The following is a 20,878-nucleotide window of genomic DNA, read 5'->3' on the forward strand; positions in this document are numbered from 1 at the left end:
CGCGCTCAGTTAACACAAGGCTAACCCAGGTTTTGTCTTTTTCGCGCTGATATTCGGCGATATCCTGCAGGACAAACTGAAACTCTGGATTGGCCTGTACTCTTTGATTCACTGTAACCTGCCACTGAGCCAGGCGTTCTTCGCTCAGGTTAGCAACTTTGTCGTATTGCGCTGCATCAAGTTTATCCCATGGCAGTGCATTGTCCTGGCTGCTTTCACCAAACTCTTCCGGATCGGTAAAGGCCGGTAAAGAAATATCAGGCTTAACGCCGCGCATCTGGGTACTACCACCGTCAATCCGGTAGAATTTCGCGATAGTGTACTGAACACTGCCAAGGGGCTCGTCAAAAAAGTCAAAACGCCGCGCCAGTCCACGATGTTGCTGTACCGTTCCTTTGCCGAAGGTATTCTCGCCGACAATTACTGCCCGGCCGTAATCCTGCAAGGCGGCAGCGAAAATCTCTGATGCTGAAGCGCTGTAGCGATCCACCAGGACCATTACCGGGCCATCGTAATAAACTTTACCGTCGCGATCGCCGCTAATTTCTTTACGGCCGCCGCCATGGGCGACTTGCACAACAGGCCCTTTGTCAATAAAAAGCCCGGTCAGTGAGATTGCTTCCTGCAGCGAACCACCGCCATTACCACGCAGATCGATAATAAGCCCTTCGGTATCCTGGCTTTCAAGCTCTTTGATAAGCGTGATCACGTCATTGGTCAGATTGTTATAAAATCCGGGAATGGTAATGACACCCATCTTACGATCAGCGTAGTCGCTACCTTCCGGCGATTTAATTTCTGCCTTTGCCGCGCGGTCTTCAAGTTTGACCTTGTCACGAACGATGGATATCTCTTTGGGTGCTGCGGCACCTGCCTGGCTGCCTTTAAGTATTTGTAACTGCACCGTTGAGCCTTTCGGCCCTTTGATCAATTCGACCACGTCATCCAGTCGCCAGCCAACCACATCGACGAATTCAGCATCATCTTCATCACCCTGGGCAACGCCGACGATCTTGTCTTCCGGAGCGATTTCGCCGCTTTTATCGGCCGGGCCACCGGGAACCAGGCTACGAATAACGGTATAGTCATATTCTGACTGCAACACAGCGCCAATCCCTTCCAGTGACAGGTTCATATTCTGTTCAAAACGCTCTGAATTACTTGGTGACAAATAGCTGGTATGCGCTTCTACACTGCGCGCGAATGCATTCATCACAGTCTGAAAGACATCTTCACTGTTGGTCTGAGTTAAACGCTTCAGAGCATTGTTATAACGCTTGCCAAGGGTTTCCACCACTTCTGGCCACGCTTTGCCGGTCAGGGTCAAATTGAGGGCGTCATACTTGACGCGCTGACGCCATAGCTCGTTCAACCGGTCGGTCGACTCAGCCCACTCAGCTTCGCTGCGGTCAAAGTAATAACGATCATCAGCAACACCGAAGTCAAAAGGCTGATTTTCATCCAGCAGCGACAGGGCGTAGGTATAGCGCTCAAAACGGCGGTCAAGAAAGGCCTGGTACAAAGAAAACGCTGGCTGCAGCTTGCCGGAACTAATCATGTCATCAAACAAATGCTGGTATTCTTCGGCGCGCTGAACGTCTTCCTGTAACAGGAACATTTTGTTGTAGTCGATCATCTCCAGATAACGATCCAGAATCTGTTCTGAAAGTTCGTTATTCAGTTCCATATGCTTAAAATGATAACGGGTAAAGTACCCGGTGATGCGCTGACTAGCAGTGCCGTGCTGTTCACTCGGAGTCAGTTCGGGCAATTCATCCGGCGTATGTGTTGGCGGCACGGCGACAGCCGGGTTTAAAGCACCCAGGCCCATCAATGCACTAACAGCAACTGTGATTATCGATTTCTTAAGCATACGACCTACTCCTGCTTGGCTATAAACACTGCTTCAGTGTTCACTTTGACCGTTAAACCATTTTGAAGTTGCACCTGCACGTCATTTCGATCCGACTCAACAATTTCGCCGCTAATAAACGAATTGCCGACTTTTGCATGAACTTTTTGGCCTACTTTTAGTTCATTCGCCGTGGCTGGCTCCAGTTCCGGTTTAGCTGCTTTAGGCTGGCGAGCGGCTTTGGCTGGGCCAGCGCCACGTTTGGGCGGCTGCTTACGGGTCTTGCGTGGTGCCGGTTTGGTTGTAGGTGGTGTTTCAGTTTTTTTACTGGCGGCTTCTTCCTGTTTCTTTTTAGCCGCATGTTCTGCAGCTACTGACTTAGATTGCGCCAGGGTTTCTTCTGCGTGTTGCTGATGCTCAGCTTCTACAGTACCCGCTGCATTGCCATCTAGATCAATTCTCGGCGTGCCGGCTTTCACCGCCCGCAGGTATCGCCAGCTATTGGTGTAATGGCGTAAGGCAGTGCGTAAGCGGGTTTTACTGACCTTGTCATCGTCAGCCAGACGCGTTGCCAGGTCATCAAAAATACCGATCTTGAGCGGCTTTGGCTCGCCTTCGAGCGAAAAGCTTTGGGGAAACTTTTCTACCAGGTAGGCTAGTACGTCTTTATTTTTCGTCAGTTTGGTTACTTCAGTCATCGTCATTATTATCCTGCTGGCGAACTTCAGCCAGTTGTTCGATTATATAAGCCCGCATTTCGTCACTATCTAATTCGAGTAAAACCGGATTCTCAACCCACTCGTAAAGTGTACGGCGGACAACTTCTTCCAGCTGTTCGAGCGTATCATCAGGTTCGATTTCTGCCGCAATGTAGTGCAACATTTCGTTTAACTGATCAGCGGCTTCTTCTTCATGGTCTTCAAAAAATACTGTATCTGAGCGGCTCACCAAGTAGGCATAAATATCGAATTCGCTATACATAGGTAAGCTACACTGGCCAATTCAGGGATTCAATAAAACGCCCAATTTGGGTTAATCCGGCCGCATCCGCTTCACTGAAACGTCCTATTGACGGGCTATCCAGATCGAAAACGCCAACCACCGAGCCATTTACGATTAACGGGACTACCACTTCTGAATTTGATGCTGCATCACAGGCAATGTGGCCGTCAAATTCATGCACATCGACAATACGTTGGGTTTCGCGGCTGGCTGCTGCTGCCCCACAAACGCCACGACCGAAAGGAATGCGTAAACAGGCAACCTTTCCCTGAAACGGACCCAATACCAGTGTCTCAGGCTCGCGAGTTAAATAGAATCCGACCCAGTTCACATCAGCTAAGGTGTCGTAAACTAAAGCAGAAATATTACTTAGGTTGGCAATCAGATCCGGCTCACCTTCAGTGATCGCCCTGGCCTGTTCAATTAATAACGCATAATCGGTTTGTTGCATAACAATTCAGGACTCATCAGTATGGAGGGAAAAGCTTGCGATTTGAGTTTCGGATTTAAGCGAGTCTCTCATTTCTCGTTTGCTGCGGGTAACCAGCAGGCCGTCAGCGCCAATCCGAAACGGCTCGTCCGACGGACAATAACGGGCCTGATAGGCCATCACTAATTGTACCGAGTGTTCCTTCTGGGCTTCAGAAAGTGCTACACCATCAGGCCATTTACCGGTTTCAACCGCTTGTAGTAAGCGTTCAAAGGTTGCCGGGGTTATACTAGCGACGAGATCATCAAATTGCATTTTAGCGTCTACTCCGCTTTAAAAACATAATACGAATGCGGTTAATGACAAACCAGATAACTCCTATTAGCATCAGCGCATTCGCAGTGTGCGACTGCCACGTGCCCGGTATGGGCTGCTCGATGAAGAAGTAGGTAAAGGCGGCGATGGCAATTAATAAAGCCAGCATCGACTGACTCAGGAGCCTATCCCGCCGGGCTTGGGCAACACGGGACCATTCACGGTTCAGTTCATTCTCAGATAAACCGGACAGCCGGAACTCACAGTGTGGACATGCCTCAGCTTTATCAGAAATTCGCTTATTGCAGGATGGGCAATTCGTCAGTGCCATGTATTCCTCTCGGTTTTTCGTTCAGATCTAGCAATATAAGGGTTTCCGGCGCAAATTCAAGCGCAGCAACGGTTTTGCGGAAAAAATGAACCCGCCGGATGGCGGGTTCATAAGGCTAAAACAGTTGTTAAAAACAGTTAGTCGCTCTTTTTCTTCGCTTTCTCAGCGTCAAAGTGGCGCCAGTAGGTTTTAACGGTATCTTTCATTTCACGCCGCAGCAGGATGATTCCCAGTAAGTTGGGCAAGGTCATCAGTACTATTGCGACGTAGGACATAGTCCAGACCAGCGTGGTGTCCGCAAACGAGGCGACAAAGAAACCGGTTACATAAAGTATCCGGTAAGGCATAACGCCCCGTTGCCCCACCAGGTAGACTACCGCTCGGTCACCATAGTACGACCAGGCGATGGCGGTCGAGAAGGCAAACAACAACAAGCTGATTGGCACTATATATTCACCGTTGGCACCAAAATACCCCTGGCTAAAGGCCAGTGAGGTCAGTGCTGCAGAATGCACCAGTGACTCACCGACTATAGTGATGTCTTCTTTGACGATCTTTCCTTCATCAACCCGCAGAGTTCCCGTGTAAGGGTCCTCACCAGCGACGATGAACTTAACGTCTTCAGCGACTGAACGGGCATGCAGTAAGGTATAGCCATCTGACACAGGTTCACCATTTTGTACCACTATGGTGCCAGTATATTTCTCAATGGTGCTTTCAGCGGTGCTGTTCAGGTAATGATACAACGCCTGGCGGTCAGCGTCGGTGGCATCATCATATTGCCCCGCCACCACTTCCAGATCCGTGCGTGAGAAGATATTTTCATGCTTTTCAGACCACACGCCGGAAGACAGAATAACCAGACCGGTCAGGGTACAGATAACAATGGTATCGATAAAGGGCTCAAGGATAGAAACCATACCCTCTGAAACCGGCTCATCGGTACGTGCCGAGGCGTGGGCGATAGGTGCAGAACCCTGACCCGCTTCGTTTGAGAACAAACCACGGTTTACACCACGGTTAAATGCGTAGGCAAAAGTTGCGCCAAGGAATCCGCCGGTAGCTGCCGAGCCCGTAAAGGCATCAGAGAAAATAGCGGCAAATGACGGACCAATTTGATCAAAGTTAAACAAGATTACGCTGAGCGCGCCGACGATATATAGCAGACCCATTATCGGAACGATCTTCGAAGTCACCGCAGCGATCCGATGGATGCCGCCGATGATGACCATGGCCAGCAATATGGCCAATACGCCACCGGTTAGCATCCGGTCGATACCGAAGCTCATTTCCATACTTTGCGCGATGTTATTGATCTGCGGCATGTTACCTGTACCGAACGAGCTGATAATGGTCGCTACAGCGAAAATTACCGCCAGCCACTTCATGTTCAGGCGGCGATCCATGTAATACATGGGACCACCAGCCATAGTGCCGTCTTCAGTCTGGACACGGTATTTATGCGACAGGGTAACTTCGACGAACTTAGTTGTCATGCCCAGGAATGCGGTGATCCACATCCAGAATAACGCAGCTGGTCCACCTAAGAATATCGCCAGGGCCACGCCACCGATATTACCGGTACCGACAGTACCTGATAAAGCAGTGGACAGAGCCTGGAAGTGACTGGTATCACCTTTGGCACCCTTGCGGTCAAACTTGCCGGTGACGACTTTCCAGGCATGTTTAAAAAATCGTATTTGCGGAAACCCCAGGTATAGGGTGAAGAACAAGCCAACACCTAACAGAATAAACGGGAAGTAAACTGCCGAGCCTAAATAGCTGTCGAGCAGCAGCAAAAAGTTATTAATAAGTTCCAAGGTGACCCCCTTGCCAGTTTGTTATTATTATCTTTGGTTAAGCTAACCTGCGCGGGTTAACCGCGCAAGTTATTTGCCACTGAGTAAATTGCACTTAAAACATCACCACCCAATTGCTGACAGCGGTTGGCTGACCAGCCAAAGTCGGGATCCGGCAGATCTGCGTTGTCTTTAAAAGGCATCTCCAGGGTAAACGCCAGGCACTTAAAGCGCTCGGCAACCGAGTTACTGGCAATGGTCAGGTTGGCCTGACCGGGTTCATCTACCGGATAGCCATGCTCGGTCTGGAATTCAGGAGTTATTGCCAGCAGCGTATCTTTAAAGCGGGCGCTCAACTGCTGGTGTAAATCGCTGTAACACGGCACGCCTTCACTGCCCGCCAGGAAGTTATATGGCAGATTTTCATCGCCATGAACATCCAGGAAAAAGTCGACGCCGGACTCTTCCATGGCATTCAGCACGAAATAAACCTCGGGGCTTTTATCCAGGCTGGGTTCAGCCCACTCACGGTTGAGGTTGGTACCCACCGCGTTAGTGCGTAGGTGGCCGCGCACGCTGCCGTCCGGGTTCATGTTCGGAACAACATAAAAGACGTTGTTTTCAAGTAATTTGCGTACCGCGCCATCTTCATCGTCAAGCAGCCGGCTGAGCATGCCCTCAATGAACCATTCGGCCATGCTTTCGCCCGGATGCTGGCGACCAATAACCCAGATCTTATTTTTCTGCTCATCCGGCTCGCCGATAACCAGCAGATTCATGTCACGACCGTCCAGGGTTTGCCCCAATAGCACGTGTTGACATTCAATTGACTGCTGCGCCCACTGCACCAGGTCCTGATGACGCTCGTAAGAATAAGGGGTGAAATAAGCGTAATAGATACTTTCCTGCTCCGGTGTGTGGCGTATGGTCAGGTTTTTACCATCATACTCACAAGGAACCCGAAACCAGGTATCACGGTCATAAGAAGCGGCAACTGAATAATCCTTCCAGCCGTCTGGATAAGCAGACTCGCCAGCATTGGTGATTTGCATGACGTGCTCTACCCCGGCTTCGGCATAGAGCTTAAAGTGAAACCATTGATAAAAATCAGACTGGTGATCTTTACGAATAGCGAGCTTGATTTGATCCGGCTGGCTAGCTTCCAGTACTTCAATGTTGCCGCTATCAAACTGGGCAGTAATAAACATCAGCGCTTCCTTATTTTAGTTAGTAAAAAGCGCCATGAATGGCGCTTTTTGAACCGGTTTTTTATTTCTAACGCGGTAAATTTAACAGCTGTTGGCCAGCCATTTGCTCGGCAACACGGATTACCTGGCAGCTATAACCGAACTCATTGTCATACCAGACGTAGAGCACGGCACGATCGTCTTCAACGATGGTGGCGTGTGAATCGACGATGCCAGCGTAACGCGAACCGACCAAATCACTGGAAACGATTTCTGTCGAGGCGGTGTAATCGATCTGTGCCTGTAGTTCAGAGTGCAGTGCTGCATGCTTGATAAACTCGTTTAACTCTTCTTTGGTGGTAGCCTTAGTCAGGTTAAGGTTCATGATCGCCATAGAAACATTAGGGGTTGGCACGCGGATGGCATTGCCGGTCAGTTTACCCTTCAGTTCCGGCAGTGCTTTGGCGACCGCTTTCGCCGCGCCGGTAGTAGTCAATACCATATTCAGAGGTGCTGAGCGGCCGCGCCGTTCAGCTGAATGATAATTATCAATCAGGTTCTGATCGTTGGTGTAAGAATGTACGGTTTCTACATGACCGTTGCGGATTTGATATTCATCGTGAATAACCTTGAGCACCGGCGTGATGGCATTGGTGGTACAGCTTGCCGCACAAACGATTAAGTCGTCTGGTTTGACGGTCTCGTGATTGACACCAAACACGATATTTTTGATATCACCTTTTGCAGGAGCGGTCAGCAGTACCTTTTTCACACCTTTGGATTTCAGGTGCAAGCCAAGGCCAGCTTCGTCCTTCCAGATGCCCGTATTATCAATGACAATCGCGTCATTAATACCGTACTGAGTATAGTCCACCTGATCCGGACCATTCGAGTAAATCACTTTTATACTGGTGCCATTGGCTTTAATAGCGGAATTTTCATGGTCGACGGTAATCGAGCCATTGAAGGCGCCATGAATAGAGTCACGACGCAGCAAACTGGCCCGTTTTTCCAGATCGCCATCCCGTCCACCGCGAACGACGATAGCGCGCAGACGCATTTTATTGTTGCTGCCATTGCGCTCGATTAGTAGTCGCGCCAGTAACCGGCCGATACGACCAAACCCGTACAATACTACATCCTGAGCCGGAATCTCATCAGCTTTATCAACGATGTCTGAAAGTTCACGCTTCAGGTAGGCTTCGATAGAGTCGCCCTTACCTGCGTCTTTATGCAGATAGTTAAACGCCAGCTTGCCGATATCGACCCGAGCCGGAGCAAGCTTCATTTTGCTCAGCGCTTCCAGAAACGGGAAACTTTCGCGCAGGCGCAACTTTGTGCCTTCATGACGACGGATCAGGCGGTGCGCTTTAATAATATTAATGGTATCGACGTTTAGCATCGAACGACCATAAATAACGGTCTCAACACCATAGTTCCGATACAGGCGACCAATTAATGGCTGCATCATTTCGGCGTATTCCTGGCGCTCCTGCCAACTGCGTAAAGTCAGATCCTGCTGCTGATCACTCATTCGGTTACCTTTAAGTTTTGCGTGGAAAATGAAGGTTAACAATTCAAGTGCGCGTATTGTACTGAAAAGCGCCTGTCAGTGCCAGATTCTCTGTATACCCGTGATAGCCGTGGTATAATTTTACGATACTTAAGTCGTTCAGTCCGTCAGGAGAATTACCATATGTTACGTCGAACCAAAATAGTTACCACTTTGGGTCCCGCCACTGACAACCCTAAGGTTCTTGAGCAATTGATTCAGGCAGGCGCCAACGTGGTCCGGCTTAACTTCTCCCATGGCAAGGCTGAGGACCATATCCGCCGTGCCAATCAGGTTCGCGAGATTGCTCAGCGGCTGGGCGTGTATGTGGCGATTTTGGGTGACTTGCAAGGGCCCAAGATCCGCATTGCCAAATTCGAAAATGGCGCCATTACGCTTGATGTAGGCGACGTATTCGTTCTTGATGCTGAACTTGAGGATACCGCTGGTACCCAGCAGCGCGTCGGTATTGATTATAAGGAATTGCCGCAGGATGTGCAGGTTGGCGACATCCTGTTACTGGACGACGGCCGCATCCAACTTAAAGTGGAAGATGTCAGTGGCGCCAAGATCACCACCACCGTCACTGTTGCCGGCAAGCTCTCTGATAATAAAGGTATTAACCGCCTGGGTGGCGGCCTGTCTGCTGCAGCGCTGACCACAAAAGATCATCGTGATATCGCTACAGCGGCAAAAATTGGCGTTGATTATCTGGCGGTATCGTTCCCGCGCAGTGGTGCCGATATGCAAAAAGCCCGACGCTTGCTGCGTGATGCCGATGGCCGGGGCCTGCTATGTGCCAAGATTGAGCGCGCTGAAGCAGTAGCAACCGATAATGCGCTCGATGATATCATCCGTGCATCCGATGCAGTCATGGTCGCTCGTGGTGATTTAGGTGTTGAAATTGGTGATGCACAGCTGGTTGGCAAGCAAAAAAAGATCATCGCGCGCGCCCGTCAATTGAATAAGGTTGTAATAACCGCAACTCAGATGATGGAATCTATGATTGAAAGCCCAATGCCAACGCGGGCAGAGGTTATGGACGTAGCCAACGCCGTGCTCGACGGCACGGATGCGGTCATGTTGTCCGCTGAGACCGCTGCCGGTAAGTTCCCGGTGGCAACGGTAAAAGCTATGGCTGAAATATGTCTTGGCGCAGAAACGCATCCGATTACGCCACTTGCAAACGGTGAGGGTAAAGCGGCGTTTACTACGATTCAGGAAGCAAGTGCGATTACTGCTATCTATGCCGCAACGCACTTAGCTGGCGTTAAAGCCATCATCGCCTTAACTGAGTCCGGTTCGACGGCAAAATTAATGTCACGGATTAATACCACCCTACCCATCTTTTCGTTATCACGGCATGCGGAAAGCCGGTCGCGCTGTGCCCTGTATCGCGGCGTTTATCCGATTGCCTTCGATTCAACTAAATGTGAACCTAACCGGCTCGTTTACGAAGCCATTAATGAAATTAAGGTGCGGGGTCATGTTGGCGCGGGCGATTTAGTAGTGCTGACCCACGGTGATGTTATGGAAACCGTAGGCTCGACCAATACCTGCAAGATCATCGAGGTCAGATAGAAAACGTTTCGATCAGGCTATCTAAATCTTCCAGGTAGCCGTCGATCGTATCCAGCAGGTGCCGTCTCTGTTCGGCGGTCATTGACTGATAGACCTGATGAACCAGTTTAATTGAGGCGGCCCGGTTGGCTTCAATACGGGCTTGCAGTTCAGGGCTACGGAGCTGCTCTGGTTGAACAATAAGCGCGTAAATTCGCTGCGGATAATCAGCCGCAGAGGGCTCACTAATCGCCCCTGCGAAATTGTTCAGCCAGCGTTGCCGGTAGCTGACCCAGTCCATGCGCATATCGTCGCGCTGATCCAGCCATTGGTTTATATACTGCAGCTGCGCCTCCGTTACTGTTCCCAGCCACTCTGAGAAGCTGTCCTGCATGCGTTTGTAGCGCTTCTCGCGCGAGTCTTCATATGACCCTTGTTCTTTAATTTCTTCAATGTCCTCGTTCAGATCCTTCTGAATCGTCTTAACCAGCTGGTCGCGCTGAGCGGCTGACAGCCTCGGCAGATAAACCTGAGCATAAGGTTCAACCTGAAGCTGAATATTTTCCCATAGGCCATAGATAGCGGTGCTGATAAGCAGTAAATCTTGTTCAGTAAGATCTTCGCGGGTCAGGTCAGTACGAATTTTAAGGAGGAGATCACGATAGGCAGGCAGTTGGGTTTGCGCATGCCAGCGATGTAATTCATCGATGCTGGCGCTGACATCGCGCTCCAGGTTTCCGGATAAGTCTACGTAGTCATCAAGCTTCCACTCAACCAGCGTATCGGCAAAGCGATAGCCCAGACGATTAGAACAGCCGGTTAACACGAATACGATTAGAATCAATGTAAACAGCTGCTTCATATCAAGGCTCCCTGGTCAGGATGTGAGAATCAGTTTTTTTATCCGATCTTTGTAACTGCGACTAACCTTCAGTTCTTTGCCGTTTTTCAGTACCAGATGGTATTCACCATTTTGTCTGCTACAGAGTTTTTCTACTTGTTCAAGGTTAACAATGGCTGAGCGATGAATACGTTGAAAACGTTTCGGGTTCAGCTCATCTTCCAGTTCTTTCATAGTGCGGCGCAGGATGTAAGTTTCATTGCAAGCATGAATACACATGTAGTCGCCGGCAGCATCAACCCACTCGATAGAATTAATCGCCACGCGGGTTATTTCGCCGCTTTCTTTAATAGCAATATGCTCGGGGTAGCGGGACATACCAATGTCTTCGCCACTAGCCAGACGCTTCAGAATAGCTTCACAGTCTTCACCGGTTGCATCTGCAAGTAAATTTAAAATACGTTGCTGCTGGGTATTTTGTTCACGTTGGGCGAGATTATTTTCGATGCGCTTAAGGCTGCGGGCTATACGCTCATGATCTACGGGCTTCAGCAGGTAATCAATGGCACGGACATCAAAGGCTTTGATTGCATAGTGGTCATACGCGGTGACGAAAATGACTAAAGGTAACGGGGCGCCGCGCGCCTGAACTTCGCGCAATAATTCAAAACCATTCATGCCGGGCATCTGAATATCAAGGAATACCAGGTCCGGTTTAAGCTCGATGATTTTCTCCAGCGCCTGCCGGGCACTCTGGCATTCATCCAGTAACTCGACCTGTGGAAAGTCCTGTAGGCGCACAATGAGACCCCGGCGCGCCAATGCTTCGTCATCGACGACCAGCGTGCGAATTTTATTAATCATGTGGTTTCAACTTGCTCCAAGGGGATACGGATTTCAACCCGCATGCCCTGCGGATCGTTATCCGCTAATGTAAAGGAGTAATTCCTTCCATACAAGGCCTGAAGGCGATCTCGGGTATTGGACAATCCCACCCCGCCGCGTTCAATAAGTTCACGGGCCGGAGTCCGACAACCAGGTCCATTGTCGATCACGCTAACCAGTAAGTCATTATCAACCCGATGCGCGGCTATGATAATACGCCCGCCCTCTTCCATGCGGGCAATTGCATATTTTATTGAATTCTCGATAAGGGGTTGCAGGAACAGGCTGGGCACCATGGCCTGCTTTACGTCATCGTCAATATTAATAATGACCTGAAGGCGTTCATCGAACCGCACTTTCTCGATATCCAGATAGAGCATCAGTGCTTCGATTTCCTGTTCCAGGGGGATCTTTTTAATCGGTTCGTTATCCAGCGAAAAGCGCAAAAACAGACTCAGTTTCGACATCATTTTATTTGCCAGATCATTTTCCTTAATCAGGATTAAGGTAGAAATCGCGTTCAGGGTGTTAAATAAAAAATGCGGATTAAGTTGATAACGCAGCATCTTCAGCTGTGCCTGATGCGCCATGGCAGTGGCCATCAGCGCTTTTTGTTTTTCATCCTGTAGCATTTGGTAATATTTAATACCAAAATAAAGGCCGCTCCAGCTCAGCATGATGTAGAACTTAGCGATGGTATTTTTAAAGTAAAACCAGTTGCTCTCAGGGCGAAAGCCGAATTTATAAATTTCCCAGTAAGTCGCATTATCAATGACCGCCCAGGCTGCTGCGGACAGATAGGAGGCGACCAGCACGACTAGTATCAATAGCCAGGGGCTGCTATCCCAGATACGACGATATAAATGGCGTAACGGCAGGGTTAGCAATAAGCCGGCGTAAGCACCCAATACGATAACCAGTATGTAGATGTCTCGCATTTCATGCATCAGTGAGCCAATGTAGTGCACCAGCGCGTAACCAAACCAACCAGCCGATTGCAGTAGCCAGAAGAACCGGTTGCGATCATCAAAAATAATTTTCCAGTTGCTGCTCATACAGCCTCGCATCTGTGAGATTGCCATCAGCTCGGATTATACCGCGAAGTAACCGCTGGGGGACGACCTTTTATCGCACGCAGGCTGCTGTATAGCCGAAACGAGCCATGCTAGTATTCAGAGCTACGACATAAGTTATTGACGAGGTACCTGTGCTGCATTATTCGATAACCCCCGCTGATTTAAATGCCCATTTGTTCAGTGTCGCGCTCGAAATAGGCGAACCCGCTCGCGATGGGGTACAACTGACCCTGCCCGCCTGGATCCCGGGCAGCTATATGATTCGGGATTTTGCCCGTAACATTATCGATCTGCGCGCCGAGGCCAATGGTCAGCCGGTAAAAGTTACCGCAGTGGACAAACAAACCTGGCAACTTGAGCCTGTCGATGATCCGGTCACTGTGCACTATCAGGTTTATGCCTTTGACCTTTCCGTGCGCAGCGCTTATCTGGACCAGTACTTCGGCTTTTTTAATAACAGCAGCCTGTGCCTTGCTGTGCAGGGGCAGACTAATCAATCATGTACCCTGGCTATTAGCATGCCGAATGATGAGTCAGCATGGCAGCTTGCCACAGGGATGCCGCGACAATCGGGCGAACAGTTTGGAAGTGGCGTATTTACCGCCGCCAGCTATGAAGAGCTGGTTGATTATCCGGTACTTATGGGGCAGTTAGCCATCCAGGAGTTTATCGCCGGGGGCATTAAGCATGGCCTGGTCGTAGCCGGGCACCACTACGGTGATCTCAGCAGGATCAGCCGCGATCTCGCCAATATTTGTGAGTATCAGATTGAGCTATTTGATCATCAGGTACCTTTTGACAATTATCTGTTCCTGACGATCGTGGTCGGCAAGGGCTTTGGTGGGCTCGAGCACCGCAATTCAACGGCCCTGCTCTGTAGCCGTAAAGATTTGATCTTAGCCGGAAAAAACACCATCGATAATGACTACCGCGGCTTTCTCAGCCTGTGTAGCCATGAATACTTTCATAGCTGGAACATAAAAACACTGAAGCCACGTGAGTTTATTCCGTACCGGCTGGCGGCAGAGCAATATACCCGACAGCTTTGGTTTTATGAGGGGATCACCTCTTACTTTGACGACTATGTACTGCATCAGTGCGGCCTCATTGATGCACCAGCCTACTTACAGCTGGTTGGTGACACCATCGCACGGGTACAGCGCAGCAGCGGAGCCAACCGACAGACCGTTACAGATTCGAGTCTGTATGCCTGGACGAAGTTTTATAAGCAGGACGAGAACTCTCCTAACAGCATTGTTAGCTACTACGCCAAAGGTGGTCTCATCGCGCTATGTCTTGATCTGATATTGCGCCGTGATACCGAGGGTCAGGTAACGCTGGAAACGGTAATGCGCGACTACTGGCTGGAATACGGAGCGAGCGGCAAAGGGACCGAGGACGATAGCTTTGCCAGCTTTGTGGAACAAAAGTATTCAGTAAAACTGGGAGCATTTTTGCAGCGTGCTTTGTATAGCACCGACCCCTTGCCGCTGAATGATTTGCTCAGCCACTTTGGCGTTGAACTGACCCATGAGCTGGCCGCCGATGACAATACCATAGGCGGTAAGCCTGCCAGCGCAAGCATGCCGGTAGCACTTGGCGCGCGCTACAAAGCGTCATCCCAGGGGCTGGAATTGCAAACCGTCTATAACGGCGAGGCAGCTGAACGGGCCGGGTTAAGTGCGCAGGATCGGATCATTGCCATTGATCGGTTGCAGGTCACGGACCAGAGCGTGAAAGAAGTCTTTGAGCGGTATCAGCCGGATCAGCAAGTGACTGTCCATGCGTTTCGCCGGGATGAGCTACTTAGTCTGAAGCTGGTCTGGGACAAGCCGCGGACGAATAATCGCGTGTTGCGGATTAAACGCCCGGAACAGCTTAAGGGGTGGTTAATTCCGAAGAGCTAAAGTGCTCAAGCACCAACGCCGGATCCAGACGTTCTTGCTGCCAGTTGATGCGCCAGTCAAGATGGGGGCCGGTAACTCGCCCGGTGGCACCGATCTCAGCGATGACATCACCCTGAGCAATTTCATCACCGGGCGCTACATGCAGCTTATGTAGGTGAATGTAGGTGCTGGTAACGCCATAACCATGATCGATAATGAGGGTGCCGCCGGAATAGAACAGATCGGGCTCGGCCAGTACCACGATACCTGGCCACGGAGCCTTAACCGGCGTGCCGGTGGGCGCCGCGATATCTAAGCCAAAATGCGGGTTTCTGGGCTGACCATTAAAAATTCGCTGACTACCGTAAACGCCGCTAATACGTCCTTCGGCTGGCTTAATCACTGGCTGCAAAAAGTCTTCGCGCGCACTAAATACCTGCCGGGCCTGCCATACTTTGGCTGCTTCGGCCCGGGCCCGGGCAACCTGAGCCGGATCCGGTGTTACCGTTTTTTGTGGAACGCCATCAACCCGATCAATAGCATAAGATCGGGGCGCAAGTTCAATAACAACCTCATGCACCTCGCCCGCCGGGGTCTGTACCTGAATCGTTTTACTGCCTTCAGCATCGCGGCCAAACCCGAATACGACCTGGCCCGCAGGAGTAACTTTTAGCGGTTCACCTTCCAGGCTTACCCGGTTATTAATCGCGGTGGTGCCTATTATCAGGGCTCCAGGAGTAAAGGCACCTGAAAAGCGAATTATCGACTCTGCGCCCGCCGCTGCTGCAGGGCTAAAAATAATGAATGCTGCGTATAAGGCAGCCAGCCAAGCCGTTTTACGCATAACCAATCGCTCCTTTGCCAACGCCTTCAAACGCGGTCACCTGCACGTTCTTGTCGGCGCACTGTTGTTTCACTTTTTCGGCCAGATAAACGGCGATACATTCAACCGTTGAATCCGTCGGAATTACGTAGTTTTCCGAGCGCGGTACTATCAGTTCGAATAACCCCTGATCAGCGCTGTAACTATACCCGATATGGGTATCTTCACTAATCTCTCCAGCATTGGACGAGCGCAGCAGTTTAGTTAACGGTGCAACATCTTCAGTGGAGCCCAGGTAGATATCCCGCCAAAGCTCACACCACTGGGTTTCAAGATCGGTATCACGATGGCCATCAAGGCTTATATATAAGCGCGACCGGTGACCATGAGCAATACGCTGACAGTTACCATCGTGCTTTTTAAGTCCGTGGGTGTAATGGTAGAAAGCCCCGGGGATCTCCTCCGGCCGAAGCTGCAGGCTAAGGCCGGCAACATTCTCCGGCAGTTCGCGTTTAATAACCGCGCGCAGATATTCCGTTATAGACTCAAGCGTTACCTGCTGGGCATCAATAAAAGCAAAGGCATCAGACGGGCAGAATAAGTGAATACTGCGATGGTCAGGCCGCATAAAGTCAACCCAGTAGCTGTTGCCGTCAGGGTGATAACTGACCCGGGTATAAGGGTGCTCAGCAGGAATAGCAAGCTTATGATCCACTGCGCCATCAATGATGCGTTTGATCTGCTTTTTGACACGGCCAAAATCGAGCACCATGGATTGCTCGTTCAGTGAGCCATCTAAAATAATATCAACGATCCAGCTCTCACCGACAATACCGCGTTGCGGGCATAAATAAGAAAAGTCGATCACTGTCAGATCGTTTACAAATAACTGCATAACCTGCTCTGTCGTTTTATGTAAATAAAGGTATCTACCAAGGTGCTGTAGTATATCACTACCAGCCCTCAGGCGAGAACTTCGATTAACTGCAGCCAGTCCAGAATTAATTTCAGGCTTAGTGCTATCAGCGCAATCCCCATCACCCGATCAATCCAGTGGCTGACGCGCCAGAGCCGGCGAAACAATGGCGGCCAGTTAATCAGGGTCGCCAGCCCGGCAAACCAGACAGCAGTAGCTACTGCCATATACAACCCATAGCCGATTTTGACGCTGGTCGGCGTTTCCGGCGCTATCACAGTACTAAACAGCACCAGAAAAAATAAGGTGGCTTTGACATTCAGACCATTGGTAAAAAAGCCAATCCGAAACGCCTTACCAGCCGAAAAATCACCAGCGGGAGCCGCTGTACCGGGTTCCAGTTCGCCCTTCGGTGCAGATCGAATCGCCTGACTGCCAAGCCAGCCGAGATAGCTGGCTCCCAGTAGCAATAAACTTGCATAAACCCACTGATAGCGGTGGATTACCAGGGCAATACCGAGCACTGAATAAGCAACGTGCAGCAAAATACCTGTGCCTATGCCAAGACTGACCCAGCGGCCGATCCGGCGGCCATAACTCAAGCTGTATCTTATTGTTACGGCAAAATCTGGGCCCGGGCTTGCGACGGCCATCAAGTGGTAGACGGCGATAATTATAAATTCTTCTAAATACATTGATTAATAACTCTGTTAGCTTTAGTTTTAATTAATTCAGATTAACTTTATCTATTATTAGCGGAGGCGCTGCAATGCGTACTAAGTCGCCATCACTCAACGCGTTACGGGTATTTTCAGTCGCTGCTCATGCCGCTTCTTTTAAGCAAGCCGCACAACAACTTGGCGTTTCTCAGTCGGCCGTGACCCGCCAGGTGCAGGCGCTGGAGGAACAACTGGGAACGCGGCTTTTTCAACGCGATAACAGAGTCCACGCTCTTACCCCAGCCGGACAAGCCCTCGCCCCAGAGTTACAACGGATCTTCCGGGAACTTGAACGTACCGTTGAACGCACCCGCGATATTGGTGACAGCGAGCTGACGACTTTGCGTCTGGCGGTGCCTGAAAGCTTTTTGCGCTGGTGGTTATCAGTCCGCTTAGCCGACTTCTACGCGCTCTATCCCCATATTCGTTTGCACTTCAGTACTGTAGCATTATTTCCTGACAGCACCGAGAGATCCCTGCTCAGCAGCGCGCTGCAGCACGAAGGCCTGGACCTGGCCATTCACTACGGCGGTTTACGCGATAAGAGTATTCGTCAGCAGAGTCTCTATACCCCGGTATATATTCCGGTTGCCGCCAAAACTGAAGCCGCGCAGCTGGATGAGCGTAACTGGTTGATCGATCCGCAATCTGCCGCCTGGCAGCAATTCAGTAAAGTACAGGCGCGGCTGAGTAAACGTGTCGCTATATTACCGGTAAGTAATAGCAATATTGCCATTGACCTGATACAGGGCACAGCGCAGATCACCCTGCTCGACCGCCTGTTTCTGCAGCACCCGGAACTAACTAGCTATCAGCAATTTACGGAACATCAGGTGTCTTTGCCCGAAACTGTACAGCTATCGGTTAAAAGTCGCCAGCGCCAGCCAGTGGCGGTGGTGGCCTTCAGCAAATGGCTGGAAAGCCGCTTACAGGCAAGTTTGCGTTAATCTTTGTGGTTCAGTCGCTGAGCATTGACCCAGGCGAGCAGCAGCAACAAAATAAAAGAGCTGATAACCGCTGAACTGCTTAGCCCTGTATCAATCATTAATCCCATCAACAAAGGTGATAGCGCAGTAGCAAAGACCATAAGCGCATGGACCAGTGCCCGCACTGTTGCCAGTCGGGTAACGCCATAGAGTTCAGCCCAGAGCGTACCGGACAACGCTGAATTGATTCCGGCACTTACGCCCGCCAGCGCAAGAAACAGCCACCAGGCCCAAAACCCGGGTACAATTAGTAATAACGCAGCCCCGAGAGTAGCAGGCAGAATATTAGCCCCGATAAGACGTACCGAGCCAATGCGATCGATTAAACTGCCGGCAATTAATGAAACGCTCACGCGACTAACAGAAAACATCAGGATTCCACTCGCTACAGCCGCGACTGGCCAGTCGTTTTCCTGCGCTAGCCATAACTGATTCAGTAATAATGCGGTAACCAGAAATGGCAGGCCAAGCATCGCCGGCAGCACCATCCAGAACGTTCGTTCGCGCACGATATCGCGCTGGCGAATCAGCGTAGCCAGTTCGTCTTTATGAACACCATGTGTTTGTTCGGCTTGATCAGGTTTGTCGCGCTGCAGGCTAATCATCAACGGTAGCATTAACAACAGCAAGCCGGCGAATACCAGCCAGGTAGATTTCCAGCCAATAGCCGCAAATAGCATAACCACGAGGATCGGTAGGATCATTTCGCCGAGCGGAAAGCCCATGCCTGCAATGGCGATGGCCTTACCGCGATCGCTGCTGAAATACCGGCCCATGCTGGTCATAGCAATATGCCCCATAAAGCCCTGCCCGAACAGGCGTAGCCCGGCTAAGGCAACAAACAGCAGCGCGACATGCCAGTCAACCGCGATGAGTACGGCTGAGAGGATTAACCCGCCAAATGTAAAACAAGTAAAGGCAGACAGCGGCACGACGTCCAACTTTTTACCGATGCGCATCAGCAGCACACCACCAACGAAGGTCGCGGCCGCATAAAGCGCGCCGAAATCACCGTAACTCAGATTATGGCTTTCGCGTAAGGCGTCATTAAACAAACCGATAAAGAATGTTTGCCCGAAACTTGACGCGAAGGTTGCCAGAAATCCAAAGGTTAAGAATGCCGGATACTTTGCCAGCAACCGCAAGTACTGCTTCATGAATCTCCTACTGGCGCCGCGCCACTACCGGCGGATAGCGTTGCGCCAGGCTGATGCTGTCACCAGTATGGGTAACAACGCGGGCGTGACGGCGGTTGAGCTGCCGCGGATCAGAAACCCCACATGAGTGCGCTATGATATTCACACCGTATTCCATGTACTTATGGTAATTGGCTACACGCACACTTTTTTCGTGCGGATCAAGACCGCGCATTAACTTCTTATCATGAGTCGTTACACCCGTTGGACAGGTATTACGGTTACATTGCATCGCCTGAATACAGCCAATCGAAAACATGAAGCCCCGCGCTGAAGCGATGAAGTCGGCCCCAACTGCGAGTGCCCAAGCTACATCAGACGGAGTGATCATTTTGCCCGATGCGACTATTTTGATACGTTCTTTTAAATCGGCGGCAATCAGCTTGTCGACCAGCACCGGCAGACTCTCAGATAGCTTCAGACCAACGTAATCCATCAGTGGTTGCGGTGATGCGGCAGTGCCGCCATCGGCGCTGTCCAGGGTGATGAAGTCTGGTGCGCACTCCGTGCCTCTGGTATGGATTTCATCAACCAGTTCGTCGATCCAGCTCGGGTCGCCCATCACAAATTTAATACCCGTTGGTTTACCGGTGATTTTTCGTATTTTGTCGATAAAATCCAGTAGCTCACTATTGTTACTCACTTCAGGATGCCGGTTTGGGCTAATAGAATCCTGTCCGACCGGAATAAGGCGAATGGCAGCGACCTCTTCAGTAACCTTGATACCAGGTAAAATGCCGCCCTTACCGGGTTTGGCGCCTTGGCTAAGCTTGATTTCAAACATCTTTATATGCTCGTGATTACCAAGCTCTTCCAGTTTTTCTTCGTCAAGCTTACCGTCAGCGGTGCGTACCCCATACTTTGCTGTGCCAATCTGAAATACCAGATCGCAGCCACCTTCCAGATGATAAGGGCTAAGACCGCCCTCGCCGGTATTAAACCAACAGCCAGCCTGTTTTGCGCCTTTAGACAGCGCCCGAACAGCGACCGACGATAGCGCTCCGTAACTCATTCCGGCAATATGAAAGTAGGAAACCGGCGAATAGGGTTCACGGCAATTCGGGCCAATGGTTAAGGGTTCAGGAGAGGTTTGATCTTCGGCCTGCGGTGGATAAGGCGCATTGGCAAAAATAATGGTGCCGTTAACGCCAATATCGCGGGTAGAACCAAAGGGTAAAGTGCGATCAGCATTTTTAGCGGCGCGGTATACCCAGGAGCGTTGCGCGCGATTAAAAGGCATCTCTTCGCGATCCATGGCAAAAAAATACTGACGGAAAAATTCACCCAGGGTTTCGAACAGATAGCGAAAGCGTCCAATAACCGGAAAGTTCCGCCTCACGGTATGTTTTACCTGAGTGCGGTCAACAATATACATAACCACGACGGCGATGATTCCCGCGAACAGTAACAGAACAAATATTCCAAATAGCCATTGCGCGACGAGCAGTAGCGTATTTGCATTCATCCATGGGTTGTCAGTCATACCTTCTCCACGCTGGTGAATAGCCCTATACCCTTTACT

Annotated in this window: 20 protein-coding genes; 3 read left to right on the forward strand and 17 right to left on the reverse strand. The window is 50.5% G+C overall.

Annotated elements, in window-relative coordinates; translation table 11 throughout:
- The 9 genes from prc to R3196_RS08540 all read right to left on the reverse strand — a co-directional run.
- Positions 1–1,873, reverse strand: a 1,873-nt coding sequence (prc, locus tag R3196_RS08500; protein ID WP_318936344.1) for a carboxy terminal-processing peptidase, incomplete at its 3' end; no start/stop codon positions are given.
- Between the two features lie 5 nt (positions 1,874–1,878).
- Entirely contained in the window at positions 1,879–2,550 is a 672-nt protein-coding gene (gene proQ, locus R3196_RS08505) for an RNA chaperone ProQ (RefSeq protein ID WP_318936345.1), read from the reverse strand.
- Positions 2,543–2,833: a hypothetical protein gene (locus R3196_RS08510; protein WP_318936346.1), complete on the reverse strand. Its 291-nt coding sequence runs from the start codon at positions 2,831–2,833 to the stop codon at positions 2,543–2,545. Before R3196_RS08510 ends, proQ begins: the two co-directional genes overlap by 8 nt.
- A 7-nt stretch (positions 2,834–2,840) precedes the next feature.
- A complete protein-coding gene (locus R3196_RS08515; protein WP_318936347.1) occupies positions 2,841–3,305 on the reverse strand; it encodes a GAF domain-containing protein in 465 nt (154 codons plus the stop codon).
- Between the two features lie 6 nt (positions 3,306–3,311).
- Positions 3,312–3,599, reverse strand: coding sequence for a YeaC family protein (locus R3196_RS08520; RefSeq protein ID WP_318936348.1), 288 nt, complete (start codon positions 3,597–3,599; stop codon positions 3,312–3,314).
- A 1-nt stretch (position 3,600) separates the two neighbouring features.
- Positions 3,601–3,930 (reverse strand): hypothetical protein, encoded by a 330-nt coding sequence (locus R3196_RS08525; protein WP_318936349.1) that lies wholly within the window; start codon positions 3,928–3,930, stop codon positions 3,601–3,603.
- A gap of 137 nt (positions 3,931–4,067) precedes the next feature.
- Complete coding sequence (locus R3196_RS08530) at positions 4,068–5,750, reverse strand: AGCS family amino acid carrier protein (protein ID WP_318936350.1); 1,683 nt, start codon at positions 5,748–5,750, stop codon at positions 4,068–4,070.
- 56 nt (positions 5,751–5,806) lie between these two features.
- Positions 5,807–6,937 (reverse strand): M14-type cytosolic carboxypeptidase, encoded by a 1,131-nt coding sequence (locus R3196_RS08535; protein WP_318936351.1) that lies wholly within the window; start codon positions 6,935–6,937, stop codon positions 5,807–5,809.
- Positions 6,938–7,004: 67 nt separating this feature from the next.
- Positions 7,005–8,450, reverse strand: a complete 1,446-nt coding sequence (locus R3196_RS08540) for a glyceraldehyde-3-phosphate dehydrogenase (RefSeq protein WP_318936352.1) — start codon at positions 8,448–8,450, stop codon at positions 7,005–7,007.
- 162 nt (positions 8,451–8,612) lie between these two features.
- Between R3196_RS08540 and pyk the strand changes: the two genes are divergently transcribed.
- Positions 8,613–10,049 (forward strand): pyruvate kinase, encoded by a 1,437-nt coding sequence (gene pyk, locus R3196_RS08545; RefSeq protein WP_318936353.1) that lies wholly within the window; start codon positions 8,613–8,615, stop codon positions 10,047–10,049.
- On the opposite strand, the gene R3196_RS08550 is transcribed toward pyk, so the two are convergent.
- From R3196_RS08550 to R3196_RS08560, 3 genes are read right to left on the reverse strand one after another with little or no spacing between them, the layout of a single operon-like run.
- On the reverse strand, positions 10,042–10,890 hold the full coding sequence (locus R3196_RS08550; protein WP_318936354.1) for a DUF6279 family lipoprotein: 849 nt from the start codon (positions 10,888–10,890) through the stop codon (positions 10,042–10,044). The genes pyk and R3196_RS08550 overlap by 8 nt on opposite strands.
- A 15-nt stretch (positions 10,891–10,905) precedes the next feature.
- Complete coding sequence (locus R3196_RS08555; protein ID WP_318936355.1) at positions 10,906–11,733, reverse strand: LytTR family DNA-binding domain-containing protein; 828 nt, start codon at positions 11,731–11,733, stop codon at positions 10,906–10,908.
- Entirely contained in the window at positions 11,730–12,809 is a 1,080-nt protein-coding gene (locus R3196_RS08560; protein ID WP_318936356.1) for a sensor histidine kinase, read from the reverse strand. The genes R3196_RS08555 and R3196_RS08560 overlap by 4 nt, the downstream gene beginning before the upstream one ends.
- Positions 12,810–12,961: 152 nt before the next feature.
- On the opposite strand from R3196_RS08560, the gene R3196_RS08565 reads away from it, so the two are divergent.
- The gene (locus R3196_RS08565; protein WP_318936357.1) at positions 12,962–14,737 is read left to right on the forward strand and encodes a PDZ domain-containing protein; all 1,776 of its coding nucleotides are present in this window, start codon (positions 12,962–12,964) and stop codon (positions 14,735–14,737) included.
- On the opposite strand, the gene R3196_RS08570 is transcribed toward R3196_RS08565, so the two are convergent.
- From R3196_RS08570 to R3196_RS08580, 3 genes are all read right to left on the reverse strand, one after another.
- Complete coding sequence (locus R3196_RS08570) at positions 14,709–15,560, reverse strand: M23 family metallopeptidase (protein ID WP_318936358.1); 852 nt, start codon at positions 15,558–15,560, stop codon at positions 14,709–14,711. The genes R3196_RS08565 and R3196_RS08570 overlap by 29 nt on opposite strands.
- The gene (locus tag R3196_RS08575; RefSeq protein WP_318936359.1) at positions 15,553–16,434 is read right to left on the reverse strand and encodes a 6-carboxytetrahydropterin synthase; all 882 of its coding nucleotides are present in this window, start codon (positions 16,432–16,434) and stop codon (positions 15,553–15,555) included. The genes R3196_RS08570 and R3196_RS08575 overlap by 8 nt, the downstream gene beginning before the upstream one ends.
- Before the next feature lie 68 nt (positions 16,435–16,502).
- Positions 16,503–17,150 carry a LysE family translocator gene (locus R3196_RS08580; RefSeq protein ID WP_318936360.1) on the reverse strand — a complete coding sequence of 216 codons (648 nt, stop codon included), beginning with the start codon at positions 17,148–17,150 and terminating at the stop codon, positions 16,503–16,505.
- A 74-nt stretch (positions 17,151–17,224) separates the two neighbouring features.
- On the opposite strand from R3196_RS08580, the gene R3196_RS08585 reads away from it, so the two are divergent.
- Entirely contained in the window at positions 17,225–18,121 is an 897-nt protein-coding gene (locus tag R3196_RS08585) for a LysR family transcriptional regulator (protein WP_318936361.1), read from the forward strand.
- Here the strand turns inward: R3196_RS08585 and R3196_RS08590 are convergent.
- Positions 18,118–19,317 (reverse strand): MFS transporter, encoded by a 1,200-nt coding sequence (locus tag R3196_RS08590; RefSeq protein ID WP_318936362.1) that lies wholly within the window; start codon positions 19,315–19,317, stop codon positions 18,118–18,120. The genes R3196_RS08585 and R3196_RS08590 overlap by 4 nt on opposite strands.
- A gap of 7 nt (positions 19,318–19,324) precedes the next feature.
- Positions 19,325–20,821: an FMN-binding glutamate synthase family protein gene (locus R3196_RS08595; protein ID WP_318936369.1), complete on the reverse strand. Its 1,497-nt coding sequence runs from the start codon at positions 20,819–20,821 to the stop codon at positions 19,325–19,327.
- Between the last annotated feature and the right edge of the window lie 57 nt (positions 20,822–20,878).

Source organism: Pseudidiomarina sp. (assembly GCF_033722695.1).
Taxonomy (GTDB): Bacteria; Pseudomonadota; Gammaproteobacteria; order Enterobacterales; family Alteromonadaceae; genus Pseudidiomarina.

Bases quoted from the DNA above. Each gene is read 5' to 3' on its own strand.
- pyk (WP_318936353.1), top strand. From the start codon at position 8,613: ATGTTACGTCGAACCAAAATAGTTACCACTTTGGGTCCCGCCACTGAC.
- R3196_RS08560 (WP_318936356.1), bottom strand. From the start codon at position 12,809: ATGAGCAGCAACTGGAAAATTATTTTTGATGATCGCAACCGGTTCTTC.
- R3196_RS08525 (WP_318936349.1), bottom strand. From the start codon at position 3,930: ATGGCACTGACGAATTGCCCATCCTGCAATAAGCGAATTTCTGATAAA.
- R3196_RS08585 (WP_318936361.1), top strand. From the start codon at position 17,225: ATGCGTACTAAGTCGCCATCACTCAACGCGTTACGGGTATTTTCAGTC.
- R3196_RS08510 (WP_318936346.1), bottom strand. From the start codon at position 2,833: ATGTATAGCGAATTCGATATTTATGCCTACTTGGTGAGCCGCTCAGAT.
- R3196_RS08550 (WP_318936354.1), bottom strand. From the start codon at position 10,890: ATGAAGCAGCTGTTTACATTGATTCTAATCGTATTCGTGTTAACCGGC.
- proQ (WP_318936345.1), bottom strand. From the start codon at position 2,550: ATGACTGAAGTAACCAAACTGACGAAAAATAAAGACGTACTAGCCTAC.
- R3196_RS08535 (WP_318936351.1), bottom strand. From the start codon at position 6,937: ATGTTTATTACTGCCCAGTTTGATAGCGGCAACATTGAAGTACTGGAA.
- R3196_RS08595 (WP_318936369.1), bottom strand. From the start codon at position 20,821: ATGAATGCAAATACGCTACTGCTCGTCGCGCAATGGCTATTTGGAATA.
- R3196_RS08590 (WP_318936362.1), bottom strand. From the start codon at position 19,317: ATGAAGCAGTACTTGCGGTTGCTGGCAAAGTATCCGGCATTCTTAACC.
- R3196_RS08555 (WP_318936355.1), bottom strand. From the start codon at position 11,733: ATGATTAATAAAATTCGCACGCTGGTCGTCGATGACGAAGCATTGGCG.
- R3196_RS08515 (WP_318936347.1), bottom strand. From the start codon at position 3,305: ATGCAACAAACCGATTATGCGTTATTAATTGAACAGGCCAGGGCGATC.
- R3196_RS08540 (WP_318936352.1), bottom strand. From the start codon at position 8,450: ATGAGTGATCAGCAGCAGGATCTGACTTTACGCAGTTGGCAGGAGCGC.
- R3196_RS08520 (WP_318936348.1), bottom strand. From the start codon at position 3,599: ATGCAATTTGATGATCTCGTCGCTAGTATAACCCCGGCAACCTTTGAA.
- R3196_RS08575 (WP_318936359.1), bottom strand. From the start codon at position 16,434: ATGCAGTTATTTGTAAACGATCTGACAGTGATCGACTTTTCTTATTTA.
- R3196_RS08580 (WP_318936360.1), bottom strand. From the start codon at position 17,150: ATGTATTTAGAAGAATTTATAATTATCGCCGTCTACCACTTGATGGCC.
- R3196_RS08570 (WP_318936358.1), bottom strand. From the start codon at position 15,560: ATGCGTAAAACGGCTTGGCTGGCTGCCTTATACGCAGCATTCATTATT.